Origin of the sequence: Mycobacterium barrassiae (assembly GCF_025822765.1) — a bacterium.
Lineage (GTDB): Bacteria > Actinomycetota > Actinomycetes > Mycobacteriales > Mycobacteriaceae > Mycobacterium > Mycobacterium barrassiae.
The window spans coordinates 262,226-283,003 of the sequence record NZ_JACKUK010000014.1 but is presented as its reverse complement, the minus strand read 5'-3'; the positions used below and the strand labels follow the sequence as shown (position 1 = coordinate 283,003).

At 68.0% G+C, this 20,778-nt stretch carries 20 protein-coding genes; 6 read left to right on the top strand and 14 right to left on the bottom strand.

What is annotated here, in order from left to right; all coding sequences use genetic code 11:
• Positions 1-292: 292 nt before the first annotated feature.
• Positions 293-1,384: an IS110 family RNA-guided transposase gene (locus tag H7J93_RS05660; RefSeq protein ID WP_267305301.1), complete on the bottom strand. Its 1,092-nt coding sequence runs from the start codon at positions 1,382-1,384 to the stop codon at positions 293-295.
• A 356-nt stretch (positions 1,385-1,740) separates the two neighbouring features.
• On the opposite strand from H7J93_RS05660, the gene H7J93_RS05655 reads away from it, so the two are divergent.
• Positions 1,741-2,814: a phosphotransferase family protein gene (locus tag H7J93_RS05655; protein ID WP_267305324.1), complete on the top strand. Its 1,074-nt coding sequence runs from the start codon at positions 1,741-1,743 to the stop codon at positions 2,812-2,814.
• On the opposite strand, the gene H7J93_RS05650 is transcribed toward H7J93_RS05655, so the two are convergent.
• Genes H7J93_RS05650 through dprE2 form a run of 4 tightly spaced genes read right to left on the bottom strand, consistent with a single transcriptional unit; the run spans position 2,792 to position 6,225 of the window.
• A complete protein-coding gene (locus tag H7J93_RS05650; RefSeq protein ID WP_267305300.1) occupies positions 2,792-3,523 on the bottom strand; it encodes a cobalt-precorrin-6A reductase in 732 nt (243 codons plus the stop codon). The two genes, H7J93_RS05655 and H7J93_RS05650, sit on opposite strands and share 23 nt — an antisense overlap.
• Positions 3,523-4,278: a precorrin-4 C(11)-methyltransferase gene (gene cobM, locus H7J93_RS05645; RefSeq protein WP_267305323.1), complete on the bottom strand. Its 756-nt coding sequence runs from the start codon at positions 4,276-4,278 to the stop codon at positions 3,523-3,525. The genes H7J93_RS05650 and cobM overlap by 1 nt, the downstream gene beginning before the upstream one ends.
• Complete coding sequence (cbiE, locus tag H7J93_RS05640; RefSeq protein WP_267305299.1) at positions 4,275-5,453, bottom strand: precorrin-6y C5,15-methyltransferase (decarboxylating) subunit CbiE; 1,179 nt, start codon at positions 5,451-5,453, stop codon at positions 4,275-4,277. Before cbiE ends, cobM begins: the two co-directional genes overlap by 4 nt.
• Before the next feature lie 16 nt (positions 5,454-5,469).
• Positions 5,470-6,225 carry a decaprenylphospho-beta-D-erythro-pentofuranosid-2-ulose 2-reductase gene (gene dprE2 / locus H7J93_RS05635; protein WP_267305298.1) on the bottom strand — a complete coding sequence of 252 codons (756 nt, stop codon included), beginning with the start codon at positions 6,223-6,225 and terminating at the stop codon, positions 5,470-5,472.
• Between the two features lie 35 nt (positions 6,226-6,260).
• On the opposite strand from dprE2, the gene H7J93_RS05630 reads away from it, so the two are divergent.
• Positions 6,261-6,686 carry a F420-dependent biliverdin reductase gene (locus H7J93_RS05630; protein WP_267305297.1) on the top strand — a complete coding sequence of 142 codons (426 nt, stop codon included), beginning with the start codon at positions 6,261-6,263 and terminating at the stop codon, positions 6,684-6,686.
• On the opposite strand, the gene H7J93_RS05625 is transcribed toward H7J93_RS05630, so the two are convergent.
• The gene (locus tag H7J93_RS05625) at positions 6,683-7,825 is read right to left on the bottom strand and encodes a M24 family metallopeptidase (protein WP_267305296.1); all 1,143 of its coding nucleotides are present in this window, start codon (positions 7,823-7,825) and stop codon (positions 6,683-6,685) included. The two genes, H7J93_RS05630 and H7J93_RS05625, sit on opposite strands and share 4 nt — an antisense overlap.
• A 10-nt stretch (positions 7,826-7,835) precedes the next feature.
• Positions 7,836-8,231, bottom strand: a complete 396-nt coding sequence (locus tag H7J93_RS05620; protein WP_267305295.1) for a VOC family protein — start codon at positions 8,229-8,231, stop codon at positions 7,836-7,838.
• Between the two features lie 23 nt (positions 8,232-8,254).
• Between H7J93_RS05620 and H7J93_RS05615 the strand changes: the two genes are divergently transcribed.
• On the top strand, positions 8,255-9,223 hold the full coding sequence (locus H7J93_RS05615) for a 5'-3' exonuclease (RefSeq protein ID WP_267305294.1): 969 nt from the start codon (positions 8,255-8,257) through the stop codon (positions 9,221-9,223).
• A 4-nt stretch (positions 9,224-9,227) separates the two neighbouring features.
• Here H7J93_RS05615 and H7J93_RS05610 read toward each other — a convergent pair whose 3' ends face one another.
• The 6 genes from H7J93_RS05610 to H7J93_RS05585 form a co-directional block, all read right to left on the bottom strand.
• Positions 9,228-10,022, bottom strand: coding sequence for a DUF4333 domain-containing protein (locus H7J93_RS05610; protein WP_267305293.1), 795 nt, complete (start codon positions 10,020-10,022; stop codon positions 9,228-9,230).
• Between the two features lie 68 nt (positions 10,023-10,090).
• Entirely contained in the window at positions 10,091-12,886 is a 2,796-nt protein-coding gene (locus H7J93_RS05605; protein WP_267305292.1) for a DEAD/DEAH box helicase, read from the bottom strand.
• Entirely contained in the window at positions 12,870-13,820 is a 951-nt protein-coding gene (gene tatC / locus H7J93_RS05600; RefSeq protein WP_267305291.1) for a twin-arginine translocase subunit TatC, read from the bottom strand. The genes H7J93_RS05605 and tatC overlap by 17 nt, the downstream gene beginning before the upstream one ends.
• 50 nt (positions 13,821-13,870) lie before the next feature.
• A complete protein-coding gene (gene tatA / locus H7J93_RS05595; protein ID WP_267305290.1) occupies positions 13,871-14,125 on the bottom strand; it encodes a Sec-independent protein translocase subunit TatA in 255 nt (84 codons plus the stop codon).
• 29 nt (positions 14,126-14,154) lie between these two features.
• On the bottom strand, positions 14,155-15,120 hold the full coding sequence (locus H7J93_RS05590; protein WP_267305289.1) for a helix-turn-helix transcriptional regulator: 966 nt from the start codon (positions 15,118-15,120) through the stop codon (positions 14,155-14,157).
• Positions 15,117-16,121 carry a helix-turn-helix transcriptional regulator gene (locus H7J93_RS05585; protein ID WP_267305288.1) on the bottom strand — a complete coding sequence of 335 codons (1,005 nt, stop codon included), beginning with the start codon at positions 16,119-16,121 and terminating at the stop codon, positions 15,117-15,119. Before H7J93_RS05585 ends, H7J93_RS05590 begins: the two co-directional genes overlap by 4 nt.
• Positions 16,122-16,143: 22 nt before the next feature.
• On the opposite strand from H7J93_RS05585, the gene H7J93_RS05580 reads away from it, so the two are divergent.
• Positions 16,144-16,743, top strand: coding sequence for a class I SAM-dependent DNA methyltransferase (locus H7J93_RS05580; protein WP_267305287.1), 600 nt, complete (start codon positions 16,144-16,146; stop codon positions 16,741-16,743).
• On the opposite strand, the gene pafA is transcribed toward H7J93_RS05580, so the two are convergent.
• A complete protein-coding gene (gene pafA, locus H7J93_RS05575; RefSeq protein WP_267305286.1) occupies positions 16,727-18,085 on the bottom strand; it encodes a Pup--protein ligase in 1,359 nt (452 codons plus the stop codon). The two genes, H7J93_RS05580 and pafA, sit on opposite strands and share 17 nt — an antisense overlap.
• A gap of 141 nt (positions 18,086-18,226) precedes the next feature.
• Here pafA and H7J93_RS05570 point away from each other — a divergent pair, with 141 nt between their 5' ends.
• Both H7J93_RS05570 and H7J93_RS05565 read left to right on the top strand, forming a co-directional pair.
• Entirely contained in the window at positions 18,227-19,837 is a 1,611-nt protein-coding gene (locus H7J93_RS05570) for an alpha/beta hydrolase (protein ID WP_267305285.1), read from the top strand.
• A gap of 53 nt (positions 19,838-19,890) precedes the next feature.
• Complete coding sequence (locus H7J93_RS05565) at positions 19,891-20,775, top strand: alpha/beta fold hydrolase (protein WP_267305284.1); 885 nt, start codon at positions 19,891-19,893, stop codon at positions 20,773-20,775.
• Positions 20,776-20,778 lie beyond the last annotated feature (3 nt).

Genomic DNA, 20,778 nt, shown 5'->3' with positions numbered 1-20,778 from the left:
CACCTGATATGTAGAGAAGTTTGTCAAGAGGGCAAGGTGAGGCGCCGCCGGGGAGCTACCCCGACGGCGCCTCTTTTGCTTCCTCCGATAGTCAGTGTGGTGAGCGTGTCGTTGGCGACGCGCGGTCAGACTGATATACGCGGATTGGCTACCGCAGGACGGGGTTTCGGCTGGATCGCATCCGCGTGTCTAGCGTCGAGCGTCGACCCGGGGGTCTGCTCATAGGTGTGTCGCGGGTCGATCCACGCGCTGCCACCACCGGGCTTGAGGCAGGAAGCAGATTAGGTGGCGGTCAGTCCTGCATCACCGCCAGCGACCAGCACCAGCCGGCAAGCTCCCGTGCGATCGCCACATTGGCCACCGTCGGCCGCTTTCGCCGTTCCAAGAATCCAACCCACCTGCGGTGCAGGCGTCGGTTGCCCTCATCGCCGCGGGCGCGAGCAGCCGGCGAGGCGAGGTCCCACCGCGACCGCATCACCGCCCCCACCCGATACCGGGCCCGGTGATGCCAGGCCGCCTCCACCAACAACCGCCGCACGTGAGTGTTACCGGTCTTGGTGATCGCACCCAGCACCCGCGAGGACCCCGACGAATACTCCGACGGCGTCAACCCGACGAAGGACCCAATCGTGTTGCCGGTAAACCGATCCCAATCGCCGATCTCCACCGCCAACGCGAACCCGGTCAACGTACTCACACCCCGCAGGCACGACACCCGCCGCACGATCGGCGTGAACTCACAGTCCTTTGCGATCTCCTCGATCGCCGCGTCCAGGCGCCTACGCCGGGCCTGCATCGTCAACACATGGTCGTAATCGGCGTCGAACGCCATTCGCGTCGCCGCCGATCTCAACTGGGGCGCCGCCACGGTGCGCAACCACTGGTCATGCGCACCAGTCCACCCCTGGCCTCCGTAATAGACGATGCCGTGTCGCAACAGCAGCTTCGACAGACGATGACGTGCCCGCATCAAGTCGCCACGGCAGTCCTCACGCGCCCGTACCAGATCCCGGGCCGCTTCCTGGGACACGCTGGGGACCGACACCGAGGTCACCTCGTCGAGGCGCAGTAGTCGAGACAGGTGCAGCGCGTCGCGGGCATCGGTCTTGACGCGGTCACCGGAAGGCTTCTGCAGCTTCGACGGCGCAACGACCTCACATCGGATACCCACCTCGTTCAGCGCCCGCTGCAACCCGAAACCCGTCGGACCAGCCTCATAAGCCACCGCCACCGGGCCAGGCAACTCCGATATCCACGACCGAATGTGCTCATGGGACGGGGTCAACCGGGTCTGCACTATCTCACCGGTGACACCATCAATTGCTGCTGCCGCCACCGAACGTGCGTGCACGTCCAGTCCAACACTCGTACGCTCGATAAACACCGGGGCCTCCCACCACTGTCGGATAGACCGGGCAGGCGACTTCCTACTCGGTAACCCACGAACATGGGTGAGTGGGGCCCCGGCCCGCAACCCCCGACTCAACGCCGACGGTCACCCATACCGTCTAGCNCCTCCCACCACTGTCGGATAGACCGGGCAGGCGACTTCCTACTCGGTAACCCACGAACATGGGTGAGTGGGGCCCCGGCCCGCAACCCCCGACTCAACGCCGACGGTCACCCATACCGTCTAGCAACGCGCCGAGACGGCGTACAGATCGCGATTCGACGCGATTTCGCGATCTGCCCGCAGTCTCGATGGAGCTGGGGTGGATTGGTAATGTCCGCCGCGTGACTGTGACTGCGGCCATTCCACGTGGACCCGAAGATGTAACGCCGGCCTGGTTGGCATCAGTGCTCAACGTCGACGTGGGTGCGGTCGACGTCACCGCGATCGGCACCGGTCAGACCGGCGCGACGTATCGGGTGGCCGCGACGTATTCGTCGCCTCAGCCGGACCTGCCGAACTCGTTCGCGGTGAAGCTGTCCGCGCAGGATGACGCGGTCCGCGAACGCGTCGCACTGGGCTACCGGTCAGAGGTCGAGTTCTACTCCCGCATCGCCGAGCGGATGCGAATCCCGGTCCCCCGCAACTTCTACTGCGACATCTCCGCCGACGGTGCCGACGTCGTACTGCTGCTCGGCGACATGGCGCCCGCGGTCCAGGGCGACCAGATCGCCGGCTGCAGTGAACAGGAGGCCCGGCTCGCGGTCGAGGCCCTCGCGGGTCTGCACGGCCCCAGCTGGTGCGATCCCCAGTGGTTCGATCTCGCTGCGATCGCGATGCCGAAACCCGGTGATGACGACGCCGCCAAAGGCCTTGGCGACATCTCGAAGATGGCGGCCGACATCGTGATCGACAGGCTCGGTGCGCATATCAGCACCGAGGATCAGGAAACTCTGGTTGCCTCAATGTCTTTGGTGACGCCTTGGCTGCGCGCGGAGCCGAATCGGTACGCGCTGATGCACGGCGACTACCGGCTCGACAACATGCTGTTCGACCCGGATCGCACCCGCGTCACCGTCGTCGACTGGCAGACCGTGGGAATCGGGCTGCCTGGCCGCGACCTCGCCTACTTCACCGGCACCAGCCTCGAACCGGGCTTGCGGTCGGCCGTCGAGCGCGACCTGGTCACGGCTTATCACCAGGCACTGCTCGGTTACGGCATCGCCGACTACGACGCCGACACCTGCTGGCGCGACTACCGACTCGGCGCGGTGCAGGTGCCGCTGCTCGTCGCGCTCGGCACCGCTTTCGCATCGACGACCGAGCGCGGCGACGAGATGATGCTCGCCATGCTCAGCCGCGGCTGCCAGGCGATCCGCGAGTTGGACACGCTCGAACTGATCAACGAGTACGCATCGCGCTGACCCACGCGGCGGCCTCGTCGGTCGTCGCAACGGTGCGCACGCCCGCTGGCAAGGGCGGACGGTCGACCATGACCACCGCCACCCCGAGTGCCGCCGCGGCGTCGAGCTTCGGCCGGGTCATCTCGCCACCGCTGTTCTTGGTGACCAGCGCATCGATGCGGTGTTCGCGCAGCAGCGCGAGTTCACCGTCGTAGTGGTACGGCCCCCGCGACAGCAGTACATGATGGTGTCGCGGAAGGTCCTGCGGATCGGGTGCCGTCACCGCGCGGATCAGAAACCATGCGTCGGCGTCTTTGAATGCCGCGGTTCCGGTGCGGCCTGTGGTGAGGAAGACCCGTGAGAACTGTTTGTCCGCAACGGTTTCCGCGGCCTGAGTGTCGGACCCGACGACGATGGCGTCGCCGGGCGTCCATGCGGGCCGTACCAGCACCAGATGCGGCACCTCGAGCTCGCGGCACACCGCGGCGGCAGTGGCGGTGATCGTCGCCGCGAACGGGTGGGTGGCGTCGACGACGGCGTCGACACCGGTTTCGCGCAACCAGTTCCGCAGCCCGTCGGCGCCGCCGAATCCGCCGATGCGCACCTGGCCCACCGGCAATGCGGGATCCGGTACCCGGCCCGCCAGGGAGCTGATGACCTCGACGTCGGGATGCAGCTGCGCGGCCAGCGCGCGTGCCTCAGACGTTCCGCCGAGCAACAGGATTCGCATCAGTGCCGGTCCCCGCGGGTCCGGTGCGCGGAGTAGAGGTAACTGTCGCTGAATCCCTCAGCGGCCAACACGTCACCGACGAAGATGACCGCGGTGCGGGTGATGTCGGCGGCGTGCATCTGCTCGGCCAGGTCGACGAGTCGGCACCGCAGCACCTGCTGCTGCGGCCAGGTCGCGAACGCGACCACCGCACAGGGTGCTTCGGGGTCGCGTCCACCCTCCAGCAATTGCGGGACGATCGTGTCGATCTGCGCGGCGGCGAGATGCAGCACCAACGTGCCACCCGACGCCGACAGCGTCGGCAGGTCCTCACCCGCAGGCATCGCCGTCGACAGCGTTGCCACCCGAGTCAATGTGACGGTCTGCCCTACCCCGGGGACGGTGAGCTCGCGTCCCAGCACCGCGGCTGCAGCCGCGAAAGCCGGTACACCGGGTACGATTTCGTAGTCGATGCCGAGTGCGTCCAAGCGGCGGCACTGTTCGGCCAATGCGCTGTAGATCGAGGGATCCCCGGAGTGCAACCGTGCGACCTCGTGACCCGAGGCGTGCGCGTCGGCCATCTCGGCGATGATGGCGTCCAGCGTCAGTGGGCCGGTGTCGATCACGCGGGCGTCGGGCGGGCATTCCGCCAGCAGATCCTGCGGCATGATCGAGCCCGCATAGAGGCACACCGGGCACCGGGCGAGCAATCGCTGGCCGCGCACCGTGATCAGATCGGCGGCGCCGGGGCCGGCGCCGATGAAATAGACCGTCACTGCTTGGTCACCGACCATTGCGTCACCGGCATCGCGGGCCGCCAGCCGGTGAACCCGCCAAGCGGTTCGCCGCGGTAGTGCTGGAAGCGGTGGAGATCCCCGCCCACCCGCGAATACCACTGGGCCAGAACTGCTTCGGATTCAGCGGTCACGGCGTTGGCGACGAGCCGGCCGTCGACCGGCAGCCGGTCCCAGCAGGCGTCCATCAGACCCGGCTGGGTGAGCCCACCGCCGACGAAGATGGCCTGTGGCGCCGGCTCGAACGCGAAACTGTCCGGCGCGTCGAACGTCACGGTGACACGAGCACCGAAGTTGGCGACGTTCTCTTCGATCCGCTTGCGCCGCCGCTCGTTTCGCTCGAACGCGATGGCACGGCACCCGGGTCCGCTGCGGCACCACTCGATCGCGATGCTGCCCGATCCCGCCCCGACATCCCACAGCAGTTCGCCCGGCCGCGGGGCCAGCGCCGCGAGCGTGACGGCGCGCATCGACTGTTTGGTGATCTGACCGTCGTGGGAGAACGCCTCGTCGGGTAGCACGGCGTTCCTGCGCTCGTCGGGCAGGTAGCGCACGGCGATCACGTTGAGGTCGTCGACGTCACCGGGTGGGCGCGCCGACCATTCGCGTGCAGTCGCCGAGCGGCGCCGCTCCGCGGGTCCGCCGAGTTGCTCGAGCACAGTGATCTCCGAGTCACCTCGGCCGGTGTCGGTGAGCACACGCGCCAGCGCCACAGGGCTTGTCGCGTCCCTGGACATCACCACGGCCTGGCCGCCGCGCCGCACTGCGGTGTGCGGTTCATTCGTCACCAGGCTGATGATCTCGGTGTCCTGCACGGCCCAGCCGACCCGCGAGCAGGCCAGCGTCACCGACGACACATGTGGCAGCACGACGACCTGGTCGGCGCCGTACAACCGGATCAGTGAGCTGCCGACGCCGTGCAGCAGTGGATCGCCGCTGGCCACCACATGCACATCACCGTCGGCGCCGTCGAGGATGGTGTGAAGGGCGGGCAGCATCGGCGACGGCCATGCGCGCCGCACAGCAGTGACCGTATCGTCGAGCAGATCCAATTGCCGCTGCGATCCGTAAATCACTGTGGCCTTGGCCAATTCGGCACGAGAAGCCTGCGGCAATCCGGGCATTCCGTCGGCGCCGATCCCGACGACGACGATCATGGCTGTCCGTTCCTACTCACCGTGGCATCCTGCGCCACACAAACTGGGGCAGCAACCGCATCCCCCAGAACAGTGGTCGCAGCACCGACGGAACCCACACCGTGCGGCGGCCTCGCGACAGCGCCCGCACGGTCGCCGCCGCCACCACGTCGGGCGTTGTGGAGAACGGCGCGGGCGTCATCCCTTCAGTCATCCGCCCGATGACGAAGCCGGGGCGCACCAGCATCAGGTGCACCCCCGAACCGTGCAGCGCGTCGGCCAGGCCGCTGCAGAAACCGTCGAGCCCCGCCTTGGCCGAACCGTAGACGTAGTTGGCCCGCCGCACCCGCACGCCGGCGACCGACGAGAACACCACGATGCGACCCGAACCGGCGGCCCGCATCGTGGTGGTCAGCACCGTCAGCAGGCTGGCCTGCGCGACGAAGTCGGTGTGCAGGATCGCCGCGGCGTGCGCCGGGTCCTTCTCGGCGCGGGCCTGGTCGCCGAGAATCCCGAACGCCAGCACCGCGGTGCCGATCGGGCCGTGCTCGGACACGATGGCCTCGACGACCGCCTGGTGCGTATCGAGGGCGTCGGCGTCGAACTCGCACACCACGACCTTGCCCGCCCCGGCGGCGCTCACCGCGGCCACCTGCTCGGCGAGGTCATCGGCACGGCGCGCCGCCAGCACGACGGTCGCGCCGGGCGCCACCCGCGTCGCCACCTCGAGCCCGATCTCACTGCGCCCGCCGAAGATGACCACAACCCCGGCCGCGGGCTCCGTGTCCTTCACGGCTGCGATTATCGCCTGCGCTAAGTTGGGCGCTGATGGCCCAGTCAAGTCGTCGGGCAACAACCCGACTCACCAACGATGCACTTGCGTTTCTCACCGAGCGGCATCTGGCCATGCTTACCACGCTGCGCTCGGACAATTCGCCGCATGTGGTGGCCGTGGGGTTCACCTTCGATCCGAAGACGCACATCGCCAGGGTGATCACCTCGGGCGGCTCCCAGAAGGCGCTGAACGCCGAGAACCAGGGCGTCGCGGTGCTGAGCCAGGTCGACGGTGCGCGGTGGCTGTCGCTGGAAGGCAAGGCACAGGTCAACGGCGACCCCGACGCGGTGCGCGACGCCGAATTGCGCTACGCACAGCGGTACCGGACCCCGCGGCCCAACCCCAAGCGCGTGGTGATCGAGGTCCGCGTCGAGCGGGTGCTCGGATCGTCCGACCTGCTGGACCGCGCGGCCGACTAACCCGCCGCGGCCGGGCCTGCGGGCACCACCACCAAGTCGTGTGGGCGGTTGTTGACCGACTCTGCGCCGTCGGCGGTGACGATCACGATGTCCTCGATGCGGGCGCCCCATTGGCCGGGGAAGTAGACGCCGGGTTCGACGGAGAACGCCATTCCCACCTCGAGCGGCAGGTCGTTGCCCGCGACGATGTAGGGCTCCTCATGCACCGAAAGGCCGATGCCGTGGCCGGTGCGGTGCACGAACGCCTCGGCCAGCCCCTCGGCGGCCAGCACGTCGCGCGCGGCGGCGTCGACCTGTTCGGCGGTGACACCAGGCCGCACCGCGTCGACTGCGGCCTTCTGTGCGCGTTGCAGAACGGCGTAGCGTCGCGCCACTTCGGGGTCCGGTTCGCCGATGCTGTAGGTGCGGGTCGAGTCGGAGTTGTATCCGGGCTCGTAGGGCCCGCCGATGTCGACGACGACGATGTCGCCGGCCCGCAATTCGCGATCGGAGCACTCGTGGTGCGGATCGGCGCCGTGCGGACCGGACCCGACGATGATGAAGGCGGCCTCCGAATGCCCTTCGGCGACAATCGCTTTCGCGATGTCGGCGGCGACGTCGGCCTCGGTGCGGCCTGGCACCAGAAACTCGGGCACACGCGCGTGCACCCGGTCGATCGCGGCCCCGGCTTTGCGCAGCGCATCGATTTCGGCGGCGTCCTTGATCATTCGCAGCCGGCGCAGCACGTCGGTCGCGAGCACGGGCACGACGCCGAGCACGTCGGCCAGCGGCAGGAGGTGCAGTGCGGGCATGGAGTCGGTCACAGCCGTCGCCACCGGTGCGCCGCCAAGTGCGTCGGCCACCAGCCGGTACGGATCGTCGCCGTCGACCCAATCCCGCACCGCGAGGCCGAGTTCGGTCACCGCCGACTCCTTCAGCGATGCGAGTTCCAGCCGCGGAATGACGACCGTCGGAGCACCCGACGCCGGCAGCACCAGTGCCGTCAACCGCTCGAAGGTTTGGGCCCGCGAGCCAACCAGGTATCGCAGGTCGTAACCGGGCGTGATGACCAGGCCGGCCAACCCGGCGTCGGCCGCCGCAGCAGCGGCCGCGCTCAGGCGTTGTGCGTAGACATCTGTGTCGAATCGGCCGGCTGTCATGGTTTTCAGGCTAATCGGGCTGCAGATAGCTGGCGACCTCGATCAGGTTGCCGTCCGGATCCCGGCAGTAGTGGGACGTCATCGGGCCGAGCGCACCGGTCTTCGCGACCGGCCCCTCGGTGATCTGCACACCGCAGGCCCGCAGGTGAGCGCCGACGTCCTCGGCGCTGGTGTCGGCAATGAAGCACAGGTCCAGCGACCCGGGCGCGTCCACGGCACCGGTCGGCCAGTTCGGCGCGCCGCTGGGACGCACGTTGATCTTCTGGTTGCCGAACGCCAACGCAATGCGGCCCTCGCCGAACACCTCCCGCCGCATGCCGAGCACCCGCACATACCAGTCCACGGTCCGGTCGACGTCGCGGCAGTTGAGCACCACGTGGTCGATTCGGTCGACGGTGAAGGTCATACCTCACGCTACTGTCAGAGATCGTGTCCGCTCCCCTGTTACTGCTCGACGGCGCCAGCATGTGGTTCCGCTCGTACTTCGGTGTGCCGTCGTCGATCACGGCGCCCGACGGGCGGCCGGTCAACGCCCTGCGCGGCTTCCTCGACGCCGTCGCGACCGTCATCACCCGAGAACGCCCCGGGCGTCTCGTGGTGTGCCGCGACGACGACTGGCGGCCACAGTGGCGCGTGGACCTGATTCCGTCGTACAAGGCGCACCGGGTCGAGGAGGTCTTGGCCGACGAACCCGACATCGAGGAAGTGCCCGACGATCTGACGCCGCAGGTCGACATGATCTTCGAGATCCTGGACGCGTTCGGTATCGCGACCGCGGGCGCACCGCACTGCGAAGCCGACGACATCCTCGGCACACTCGCGAACCGCGAGACACGCGACCCCGTGGTCGTGGTCAGCGGTGACCGCGACCTGTTGCAGCTGGTGCGCCACGAGCCGGTGCCCGTCCGGGTTCTCTATCTGGGCCGAGGCCTCGCGAAGGCCACCAAATGGGGCCCCGAGGAAGTGGCCGACACCTATGGAGTGCCGGTCGACCGCGCAGGTCCCGCGTACGCCGAACTCGCGCTGCTGCGCGGTGATCCGTCCGACGGGCTACCCGGCGTGCCGGGCGTCGGCGAGAAGACCGCGGCCACGCTGTTGGCACAGCACGGCTCGCTGGAGAACATCCTCGCCGCGGCGCACGATCCGAAATCCAAGATGTCCAAGGCGTATCGGACCAAACTGCTGGCGGCCACCGACTACATCGAGAAGGCGGGCCCCGTGGTGCGGGTCGCCAGCAATTTGACACCGAACGCGGACATCGACTGGTCGACGGCGTCGGACGAGCTCCCGCTGGCCGCCGCGCACCCGCGCAGGGTGGTCAAGCTCGCCGAACAGTACGGCGTGACGTCGTCGATCGGCCGCCTGCAGAAAGCCCTGGACGACCTGCCGAACCGCTAGCCCGCTACTTGGGCCGGCCGACCTCGTAGGTGCCGTCGTCGTCCTGGAACGTGACTGTCACCTGACGCTTGGTGCCGTCGATGCTGACCTCACAGTTGAAGGTTCCGCCCTTCTTGACCGTGGGGTTCTGACCGTCGTTGCACTTCACGTTCGTCACGTTCTTGGCGCCGTAGCCGTTGGCCTCGTCCGTGAGGACGCGCTGCACACCGGTCTGCGCGGCGTCGATGTCGAGCTTGGTGGTGACGAAGAATCCGGGCTTCCAGAAGCCGAGCACCAGCACGACGGCGACGATGAGCGCCGCCAGCAGGCCGATGACACCGCCGATCACCGCCAGCGAGCGCTTGGACCCCGCGTCGGCGGTCGTCGGGGCACCGAACTGGCCCGGCTGACCGTACTGCCCGGGCTGCTGGCCGTACTGAGTCGGCTGACCGTACTGGCCGGGCTGCTGGCTGTACTGCCCGGGCTGACCGTATGGCGCCGTGTACTGACCGGACTGGTCGTAGCCGGGCTGGCCGTATTGACCCTGCTGCGGGTACGCCTGCGGGCTGTACTCCGTGGGCGGCTGGTACTCCTGCGGCGGCTGGTAGGCGGGCTGCTGCGGGTACTGGCCGTACTGCTGCTGTTGGGGGTCGTAGGCCCGCGGCTGCCACTGCGGCGCGGCTGTGGTCGGCTCGCTGCCCGACGGCTGCTGCTGCCACGGTTGATTGGCCGACGGATCGCTCGACGGCTGCTCCGCCGGCTGGTCCGGCTGCTGGCCGGGCCATTGCTGCGTCGGGTCAGATCCCTGCGGTCCGCTCATCTCACTCCTTGCTCACGCGGCAGAGCCACGCACACGGCGAATATTCGGTAGTCGTGCTTGCGCACACATTACCCCGCATCAACAGCTACGACGCCGCGCCGAACATCGTTGATCGCGCGTTTCGCGGTTGCGCGCAACGCGGGGCTGGGTGCGGCGTTTCGCACCTGGTCGAGCAGATCCAACACCTGGCGGCACCAGCGCACGAAATCACCCGCCGACAGCGGGGACCCCGAGCCCCCGGCATCCGATGCCGCCAGTGCGCTGGTGAGGTCACCGGTCGAAGCCCAGCGGTAGATGGCAGACACGAACCCCTCGTCGGGTTCGCGGCTCTGGCTGATCCGATGCCGCTGTTCGTCGGTGCGCAGCTCGGTCCACAGCCTGCGGGTCTGGTTCAGGGCACGTCGCAACGCCCCGGTGGGAACCTCGACACCGCCGGACGGGGTCGGCGTGTCGCCGCGCGACTCGTACAGCACTGCCGACAGCACTCCGGCCAGCTCCGCGGCGTTCAAACCGTCCCAGATACCGCTGCGCAACGACTCGGCGACCAGCAGGTCGCTCTCGCTGTAGATCCGCGCGAGCAGGCGGCCATCGTCGGTGACCTTCGGGTCGCCACCATCGGATCCCGCATCGATGAAACCGCGTTCGGTGAGCAGCACGACGATCCGGTCGAACGTGCGCGCCAGCGAGTTGGTCGCCGCCGCGACCTTCTGCCTGGTCTGCTCGTTGTCGCGCTCGATACGCAGATAGCGCTCGGCGAGCCGCGCTTTCTCCTCGCGGTCGGGCAGCTGATGTGCGGGATGGCGCCGGACCTGCTCACGCAGGGACGCCAACTCGGGGTCGACGTCACGTTCGACGGCGTCGCCGCGGCGCTTGCCCTTCGCCGACGGGACGTCGAGTCCGGCGGCCGCCGATCGCAGCGCCGACGCGAGGTCGCGCCGCGCACGCGGGTTTCGATGCTCGACCCGCTTGGGCAGTGACATCGAGCCCAACGCCGCGGACGCACCCGAATAATCGGCGGACGAGATCCGGCCCGCCCAGCGGTGTTCGGTCAGCACCAGCGGACGCGGATCGTCGCTGTCGCGGTCGGGTTCCAGAACCACGGCCAAACCGCCACGCCTGCCGTGAGTGATGGTGATGATGTCGCCGCGGCGCAGCGCCGCGAGCGCGTCGTTGGCCGCCCTGCGGCGTTGCAGCCGCGACGCTCTCGACTGTGCGCGTTCGCGTTCGGAGATCTGCTGCCGCAACCGCACGTACTCGAGAATCGGTGGTTCCTTGCCGTTCTTGCCGGGCGGCTTTCCGCCGCTGAGCTCGACGGCGATCTCCTCCAGCATCCGCTCGCCGCGTTCGATGCCGCGCACCAACCCGACGACCGACCGGTCCGCTTGATACTGCGCGAACGAGCTCTCCAGCAGCCGGTGCGCCTGCTCCGGGCCCATCTGGTGCACGAGGTTGATCGTCATGTTGTACGACGGCGCAAAGGAACTGCGCAGCGGGAAGGTACGTGTGGAGGCCAGCCCGGCGACCTCGGCCGGGTCGATATCGGGAGTCCACAGCACCACGGCGTGGCCTTCCACGTCGATGCCCCGGCGGCCGGCACGCCCGGTCAGCTGGGTGTACTCCCCCGGCGTCAACGGCATGTGCTGTTCGCCGTTGAACTTCACCAGGCGCTCCAGCACCACCGTGCGTGCGGGCATGTTGATGCCCAGAGCCAGTGTCTCCGTGGCGAAGACGGCCTTCACCAGTCCCGCGACGAACAGCTCCTCGACGGTGTGGCGGAACACCGGCAGCATGCCGGCGTGGTGGGCCGCCAATCCGCGCAGCAGGCCCTCGCGCCATTCGTGGTAGTCGAGGACGATCAGGTCGGCCTCGGGCAGGTCGGCGCAGCGGCGATCGATGACCTCGGCGATCCGTTTGCGCTCTTCATTGCTGGTGAGCCGCAGCGACGAACGCAGGCACTGCTTGACCGCGGCGTCGCATCCGACGCGCGAGAAGATGAACGTGATCGCGGGCAGCAGCCCTTCCCGATCCAGCGTCGCGATCACGTCGGGCCTCGTCGGGGTGCGGTAGATGCTCGGACGGCTGCGGTTGCGGCCGCGGCCGCGCGGTTGCCAGTCGGCGAGCCGGTCGGCTTCCAGCCGGTGTGCGATGTGGCGCAACAACTCCGGATCGACCAACAATTCACGACCCGGGGTTTTCGACGCCTTGGCCGCACCCTTCGCCCGGTAGTCGAACAGGTCGAACAGCCGCTTGCCCACCATGACGTGCTGCCACAGTGGGACGGGGCGGTGTTCGTCGACCACCACCGTGGTGTCGCCGCGCACCGTCTGGATCCAGCCGCCGAACTCCTCGGCGTTGCTCACCGTCGCCGACAGGCTGACCAGCAGGACGTCGTCGGGCAGGTGCAGGAGCACCTCTTCCCACACCGCCCCGCGCATCCGGTCGGCCAGGAAATGCACCTCGTCCATCACCACATACGAAAGCCCGTCCAGCGCACGAGAATTCGCATACAGCATGTTGCGCAGCACTTCGGTGGTCATCACCACGATGTCCGCGTCGCCGTTGATCGACTGGTCACCGGTGAGCAGGCCGATCTTCTCGGGACCGTATCGCGCCACCAGGTCGTTGTGCTTCTGGTTGCTCAGCGCCTTGATGGGCGTCGTGTAGAAGCACTTCCGGCCCGCGGCGAGCGCCAGATGCACGGCGAACTCACCGACCACCGTCTTACCTGCACCGGTCGGCGCGCAGACCAGCACACCGTGCCCGCTCTCCAGCGCCTCGCACGCGGTCTTTTGGAATGCATCGAGACGGAACGGCAGCTGTTCGGTGAAGCTGCCGAGAAGGGGGCCGCTAGGTGGCGTCGTCATCGACCACGAGTCGCGACGCCGACGGCACCGCGGTGGGCGCGTCGATCTGCTCGACACCCCCGATCGGCGCCGCCTGTTCGTCGGGAACCTCGTCGAGAGCCTCGCGACGCGCCTTGCGCTTGTCGTGAATACGGGCGATCTGGATCGAGAACTCGAGCAGCACCGTCAGCGCCAGTGCCAGTGCCAGCATCGAGAACGGGTCCGAACCGGGTGTGAAGAACGCGGCGAAGACGAACAGTCCAAAGATCAGGCCGCGCCGCCACGACTTGAGCCGCGCATACGTCAGGACGCCGACGAAGTTCAGCATCACGATCAGCAGCGGGAACTCGAAGCTGAACCCGAATACCAACAACAGATTGATCAGGAATCCGAAGTACTGATCGCCGGACAAGGCCGTCACCTGCACATCGCTGCCGACGGTCAGCAGGAAGCCGAGGGCGGTCGACAGCACCAGGTAGGCCAGCACGGCGCCCGCGATGAAGAGCACGGCGCCGATGGTGACGAACGCGACGGCGAACCGCCGTTCCTTCTTGTACAGGCCCGGGGTGATGAACGCCCACAGGTGATACAGCCAGATGGGGCAGGACAACACGATTCCCGCGGTCAGCGCGACCTTCAGGCGCAGCATGAACTGGTCGAACGGCGCGGTGGCCAGAAGTCGGCAGGCGCCGTCAGGCGCGATGGTGGCGCGTGCCGACGGCGGCAGCGAACAGTATGGGCCGCGTAGCCAGTCCCCCAGGCTGGGCAGCCCGAAGACACCATGGGTGTACCAGAGGAAGCCGAGGATTGTCATCAGCACGACGGCGGCCACGGACAGCAGCAGCCGTGTGCGCAGTTCGTGCAGATGCTCGATGAGCGACATGGTGCCGTCGGGGTTGACCCGCGAACGACGCCGTCGAGGATCGAGCTTCTTGAAGATTCCGGGGGTCTGCACGGCGATGTCTATGGCGCGGCGTTACGCCGCGGTCGGTTGGTCTGCGTCGGTCAGGCCGGTCGCTGGTCCGGCGGCGGTGCAGCCTCCGGAGCCGGCGTTGCCGGGGTGTCGGCGCGTTCCGAGGCGATGGGCGTGGCGGGCGGCGCGTCCTGCTTGGAGTCGGACTGCATCTCTTTGATCTCGGACTTGAAGATCCGCATCGACTTGCCAAGCGAGCGAGCCGCGTCCGGGAGCTTCTTAGCACCGAAGAGCAGCACGAACACCGCAATGACGATTACCCAATGCCAGGGTTGTAGACCGCCCAATTTGGTCACCTCCAGACGACGGGGCCAGTCTACCCGGCGACCCCGTACGCGCTCAGCGCCGCCGCAGCCGAGTCCCTGACACGCTGGGCCAGCGACTCGGGGGTGAGCACCCGCACCGCCGACCCGAACCCGAGCACAAACCGGGTCATCCAGTCCTCGGAGGCGTACGTCATCGCCGCCTCACAGGCGCCGTCGGGCAGCTCGCGGATCTCCCGCAGCGGGTAGTAGTCGAACATCCAGGACGCCGATCGGTCGATGAGCAGCGTGGCCGACGGCAGCGAGGGGTCGGCGTCGAAGAGCGACGTGTCCGGCCCGGCCGCAACCGCAGGTGGCGGCGGCGCCGACGGTTCGTCGAGGACGTGGGCGTCGACGATGCGGTCGAACCGGAACAGCCGAACTCCCTCGGCCGACCGGCACCACGCCTCCAGGTAGCTGTGGTCAGCGACCAGGAGCACCCTGATCGGATCGACGATGCGGCTCGACAGCATGTCGTGGGAGGCCGAGTAGTACTCCAGTGACAGCGCGCGTCCCTCCCGTGCCGCAGCCCGCACCGCGGCGGCGGCCTCGCTTTCGATGGGGGCGGGCTCGTCGACCGCGGTCGGTGTGCCGTCGCCCTGTCCGACCACGCCGGCCGCCGATTCGATCTTGGCGATCGCGCTGCGCGCGGCCTGGGGGTCGACCATCCCGGGCACGTCGGCCAGTGCACGCAACGCCACCAGCACCCCGGTCGCCTCGGGCGAGGTCAGCCGCAGCGGGTGGTCGATGCCTGCGCTGAAGGTGACTTCGATTGTGTCGCCGGAGAATTCGAAGTCGATCAGGTCGCCGGGTCCGTAACCTGGCAAGCCGCACATCCAGAGTTGATTGAGATCGTCGCGCAACTGCTTGACGGTGACGCCGAGATCCGACGCTGCTTCGGCGTAGGTGATCTTCGGGTTGGCCTGAAAATAGGGAACCATGTTCAGCAGCCGCACCAGCCGGGTCGATATCGCGGTCATGCGCGCACCTCGTCCGTCTGCCCGGCCTGCGCTCGTAACCGCTCAACCACGTCGGCACGCAGCACGTCGGGCTCTAGGGCTACGGCGTCGGGGCCGTAGCTCGCGATCTCGCGCGCCAGCCTGTCGAGCGTCCCGATGTCGAGCTGGATCTCCTCGCCGGCGCGGCCGCCCAAGATGCGCGGGCCGATGACCGTCGCGCGCCGTCGCAGGGCGGTGGCACGGCCGTCGGCGACCCAAACCTTCGCCTGACCACCGGTCGGGGATTCCTCGACCGCGCGCTCGACGATCTCACGCAGATTCACCCCGTGGGGCCGCTGCACCGCCCCGGCCGGTCCGATCGTCTTGACCTCGGCCCCGATCCGGGACAGCCGGAAGGTGCGGACGGCGTCGCGGTCGCGATCGTGGCCGACCAGATACCAACGGCCCTTCGTGGTGACGACACCCCACGGTTCGACGGTTCGGATGACGTACGGATCGCTGCGCGACGAGCGATGCGGGAACTGCACCGCATGCCGGGAATCGATGGCGGACAGCAGGATTCCCAATACCTCCTCCGATCCGCGCATGCTCGGCAGCGCGGCGGCCGAGGTGATCGCGAATGCGGCGTCGTCGGATTCGATGTCGATGCCCGCAGCCTTCAGTTTGAGCAGCGCGCTTTGGGTGGCGGTGATGAGTTCCGGAGACTCCCATAGCTGCGTCGCGACGGCGACGGCCGCGGCCTCGTCAGCGGTCAGTTCGACGGGCGGTAGCGCATAGGCGTCACGGTTGATCCGGTAACCCTCGGTCGGGTCGAACTGCGATACGCGGCCGGTTTCCAGCGGGATGCCCAGATCGCGCAGCTCATTCTTGTCGCGTTCGAACATGCGGGAAAACGCCTCGTCGCTGGCGCTGTCGGAGTAGCCGGACACGGTGTCGCGAATGCGTTCGGCGGTGATGAAGGTGCGAGTCGACAGCAAGGCGATGACAAGATTCATCAAGCGTTCGACTTTGGAAATCGCCACTCGTAACAGCTTAGGGTGAGCCGTGGGCAGTCGCTGGCAGGACACCGGGGCGCCTCGCGGCGACGAATACGACAAGCGCTGGCAACGGCTGGCCGATGCAGGTCACAGCATTCATGGCGAGGCCGATCTGATCGAATCCCTGCTGCGCGACACCGGCGGGAGTCGTGTCCTGGACGCGGGATGTGGAACCGGAAGGGTGGCGATCGAACTCGCGGCGCGTGGCTTCTCGGTGGTCGGCATGGATCTCGACGCGAACATGCTCGCGGCGGCACGCGCCAAGGCACCTGAACTTCAGTGGATCCACGCCGATCTCGCGGCGGCGACCGAGCACCTGGCCGGGCAGTTCGACATCGTCGCGCTGGCCGGGAACGTGATGATCTTCGTCGCCGAGGGCACCGAGGGCCGTGTCCTGGAGCAGCTGAGTTCGTTTCTGGGGCCCGATGCGCTGCTGGTAGCAGGATTCGCGCTACGACCCGACGGGCTGATGCTGACGGAGTACGACCGGCTGGCAGAGTCGGCGGGCTTGCAACTGGTGCATCGCTGGTCTACTTGGGACCGGCAGCCGTATGAGAGCGGCGATTACGCGGTGTCGGTGCACCGGGCAGTTACATCGAAGCTATGAGCCGCTTCACCCTTTCGTCGACCGACCGGAACGGGTCCTTGCACAGCACGGTGCGCTGGGCCTGGTCGTTCAGCTTGAGATGGACCCAGTCGACGGTGAAGTCGCGGCCGGCTTCCTGTGCGGCGTAGATGAATTCGCCGCGCAGCTTGGCCCTGGTGGTCTGCGGCGGGGTGTTCACCGCGGCCTCGATGTCTTCGTCGGTGGTGACGCGCGCGGCCAGACCCTTGCGCTGCAGCAGGTCGAACACGCCGCGGCCGCGCTTGATGTCGTGGTAGGCCAGATCGAGCTGGCTGATCTTCGGGTCGGACAGCTCCATGTTGTAGCGGTCCTGGTAGCGCTGGAACAGCTTGCGCTTGATGACCCAGTCGATCTCGGTGTCGACCTTGGCGAAGTCCTGGCTCTCGACCGCGTCCAGCTGCCTGCCCCACAGGTCGACAACCTGTTGGATCTGCGTGTTGGGTTCCCGGCTCTGCAGGTACTCGACCGCGCGGGCGAAGTACTCCCGTTGAATGTCGAGGGCGCTGGCCTGCCTGCCGCCGGCGAGTCGCACCGGCCGGCGTCCGGTCAGGTCGTGGCTGACCTCGCGGATCGCCCGGATCGGATTGTCGAGTGAGAAGTCGCGGAACGCGACGCCCGCCTCGATCATTTCGAGCACCAGCGACGCCGTACCCACCTTGAGCATCGTCGTCGCCTCGCACATGTTGGAGTCGCCGACGATGACGTGCAGCCGGCGGTACTTCTCGGCGTCGGCGTGCGGCTCGTCGCGGGTGTTGATGATCGGCCGGGACCGCGTCGTCGCCGACGAGACGCCCTCCCAGATGTGCTCGGCACGCTGGGAAAGGCAGAACGTCGCGGCCTTCGGCGTCTGCAGGACCTTGCCCGCGCCACAGATCAGCTGACGGGTCACCAGGAACGGCAGCAGCACGTCGGAGATCCGCGAGAACTCGCCTGCGCGCACGATCAGGTAGTTCTCGTGGCAGCCGTAGGAGTTGCCCGCCGAGTCCGTGTTGTTCTTGAAGAGGTAGATGTCCCCGCCGATACCCTCGTCGGCCAGCCGCTGCTCGGCGTCGATCAGCAGGTCTTCGAGCACGCGCTCACCGGCGCGGTCATGAGTGACCAGCTGGACGAGGCTGTCGCATTCGGCGGTGGCGTACTCGGGGTGGCTGCCCACGTCGAGATACAGCCGCGCGCCGTTGCGGAGGAACACGTTGGAGCTGCGGCCCCACGACACGACGCGCCGGAACAGGTACCGGGCGACCTCGTCGGGACTGAGCCGACGATGACCGTGGAACGTGCAGGTGACACCGAACTCGGTCTCGATGCCCATTATTCGACGCTGCACGAGATCGAGACTACTTGTTGGAAACCGAACGTGGCGGGCTGCCGCGCCGATCCGCTTGGTTGACAGTCCAGGCGGTCGACGTCACGCGTAGCCCTGTGGATAACTCGAGCGCGTTTGTGGCGTGATCTGTCAGCATGAGGCATGGGGGGCGGGACGCGTCCGACAGTGTCCGAAGCGCAAGCGTGGCAACCTGATTCGCTGCGCGACGCGGCGCTGAGCTGGCAGGCCGCAGCCACGGACATGCATGCCCACATCGCGATGACGGTGCAGGGCGTGACCGTTGCGCGCAAGGTCTGGAACGGCTCCGCGGCCGAGGCGGCACGCGCCGAAGTCCTGGCTGTCGGACGCACGTCGGACGCGTTGGCGCGCGCCATGGTGTACGCCGCGGTCGCCGCCCGCGACGGCGCCGAGCAGATCGGCATCGCCCGCAACGCGGTGCTGGAGTTGGTGTCGGCAGCGCAAGCGGAGGGGTTCGCGGTCGCCGATGACGGCAGCGTGGCGGTGCACGACGCCCCGACGACTTTGCTGATTGCTGTTTCCGGGGGTGACGTCAGGGTGGCCCGCGAGCTGCTGATCTTGCGCGCCATGGAACTGACCGCGCAGATCGCCGGCGCGCTCGACCGGCTGGGCGCCGCGGACGCCGATGCCGCGGCCGACATCGAGGAGGCGTTCGCTACGCCGGCGGAGCGGCCGCCCGCGACGGTCGCCGCGGGCGCCTCACCGATCCCGCTAGGTGAGCTGGTGGCCGGGTGGCCGGTGACGGGCCAGGACCAAATCGCCGACCAGATCGCGGCGCTCAACCCCGAACAACGCCAGCGACTCGTCGCCGAGTTTCCCCATCAGGTCGGCAACACCGACGGCGTGCCGTGGGACATGCGGATCGCCGCGAACCGGACCAATATCGCGCAGGCGGCCCTGGTCGAGCCTAACCCGGTTCGGGCGGCCTTCTACCGCACACTGCTCGGCGAGGTCGACGATCCGGCAGGCAGCGGTCGCCGCATCGACCGCCAGATCGTGGCCTTCGACCCGGCGCGCGCCTCCCTCGTCGAACTCAACGGGGACCTGCGGGCGGCGACGAGCGTCGCGATACTTGTCCCCGGGATGAACACCACGATCGAGGGGTCGGGCGCCAATACCGCGACCGCCCGCCGCTTCGTCGCAGCCACCCGCGGCGACGTCGCGGTCCTCACCTATCTGGGCGGGCCGTTTCCCCGCGGCAATCTCGTCGCGGGCGTGGCCGACGCGGCCAGCCCGCGCTACGCACTGGATATGGCGCCGCGACTGGTCGCGTTCAGCGAGGACGTCGACCGCACAGTGGACGCGAAAGCCGCAGGCGGACCGTCCGTGCCGGTCACCTACATCGGGCACTCCTACGGCGGCTCGATCCTCGGCACCGCCGAAGCCATGGGACTGACCGCCGACCAGACGATGTACGTCGCCGCCGCGGGCGCGGGCGTCGGCGTCGACGATCCCGGCGACTGGCACAACCGCAATCCCGACGTGGTGCGGTACTCGATGACCGCGCCCGGCGACCTCATTCAGGCGGTGCAGGGCATCCCCGGCGGTCCGCACGGCGCGGATCCGGATGAAATGCCTGGCGTAATCCCCTTGGCGACAGGACATTACGACGACGGCCGGCTGATGGCGGGCCGGCAGGCGCACAGCGATGTGCTGAATTCGCCGTCGGACTCCTGGCGCAACATCCTCGCGGTGATCACCGGCGACCGCGAGCGAATCCGCCGCGCCGGGTGAAGGCCGCTAAGCAAAACCAGCCATTGCGTGCGATCGGCGGCCAGAATGGGCCGATGTGGTCGCGCAGCGCGCCCGTGGACGGGTTCCGGTTGGCCTATGACCGTTTCGGCACCAAGGGCGCGCCTCCGGTGGTACTGCTGCACGGCTGGCCGGGCAACCGTCACGACTACCGGCACGTCGTCCCCCTGCTCAGCGACGCCGCTGACGTCATCGTCCCCGACCTGCGGGGCTTCGGCGGATCAGACAAGCACGCCGTCGCCGTCCGCCATTTCTACAGCGCCACGGCGCAAGCCAGCAGCATCATCGGCCTGATCAAGGAGCTCGGGCTGTCCCGTGTGGTGCTCGGGGGCTACGACGTCGGCAGCAGGGTGGCGCAGAGCATCGCCAGGATGGAACCCGACCTGGTGTCGGCATTGGTGCTCTCTCCCCCGCTGCCCGGGGCCGGCGATAGGGTCCTCACGGCGCGGGCGCAGAGCGAGTTCTGGTACCAGGCCTTCCACCAGTTGCCGGTGGCCGCGCAGTTGCTCGACGGCAATCCCGACGCCGTCCGCGAATATCTGCGGCACTTCTGGATGCACTGGTCCGCACCCGATTTCACGATTTCCGAGGATGACCTTGACCGGCTGGTCGGCGACTACGGAGCTCCCGGAGCCTTCACCGCGTCGATCGCCTGGTACCGCGCCGGGGCGGGAACCATCGCCCAGTCACTCACTGAACTGCCCCCGGACCGCGCCATCAAGATCCACGTGCCCACCGATGTGCTGTGGCCGCACCACGATCCGGTGTTCCCACCCGAGTGGTCCGACCGGCTCGACTCCTACTTCACCGACGTCGCGCTGCACTTCGCCTTCGACGCCGGCCATTTCACGCCGGTGGAATGCCCCGAACAGTTCGCTGAGCTCATCCTCATCCGGGCTCGCCCGAGCGACGCCGCCTGAGAT

Bases quoted from the DNA above. Each gene is read 5' to 3' on its own strand.
- H7J93_RS05650 (WP_267305300.1), bottom strand. From the start codon at position 3,523: ATGCGAATCCTGTTGCTCGGCGGAACGTCTGAGGCACGCGCGCTGGCC.
- cbiE (WP_267305299.1), bottom strand. From the start codon at position 5,453: ATGATCGTCGTCGTCGGGATCGGCGCCGACGGAATGCCCGGATTGCCG.
- H7J93_RS05630 (WP_267305297.1), top strand. From the start codon at position 6,261: ATGGCCCAGTCAAGTCGTCGGGCAACAACCCGACTCACCAACGATGCA.
- H7J93_RS05625 (WP_267305296.1), bottom strand. From the start codon at position 7,825: ATGACAGCCGGCCGATTCGACACAGATGTCTACGCACAACGCCTGAGC.
- H7J93_RS05620 (WP_267305295.1), bottom strand. From the start codon at position 8,231: ATGACCTTCACCGTCGACCGAATCGACCACGTGGTGCTCAACTGCCGC.
- H7J93_RS05610 (WP_267305293.1), bottom strand. From the start codon at position 10,022: ATGAGCGGACCGCAGGGATCTGACCCGACGCAGCAATGGCCCGGCCAG.
- H7J93_RS05605 (WP_267305292.1), bottom strand. From the start codon at position 12,886: ATGACGACGCCACCTAGCGGCCCCCTTCTCGGCAGCTTCACCGAACAG.
- H7J93_RS05590 (WP_267305289.1), bottom strand. From the start codon at position 15,120: ATGACCGCGATATCGACCCGGCTGGTGCGGCTGCTGAACATGGTTCCC.
- H7J93_RS05570 (WP_267305285.1), top strand. From the start codon at position 18,227: ATGGGGGGCGGGACGCGTCCGACAGTGTCCGAAGCGCAAGCGTGGCAA.
- H7J93_RS05565 (WP_267305284.1), top strand. From the start codon at position 19,891: ATGTGGTCGCGCAGCGCGCCCGTGGACGGGTTCCGGTTGGCCTATGAC.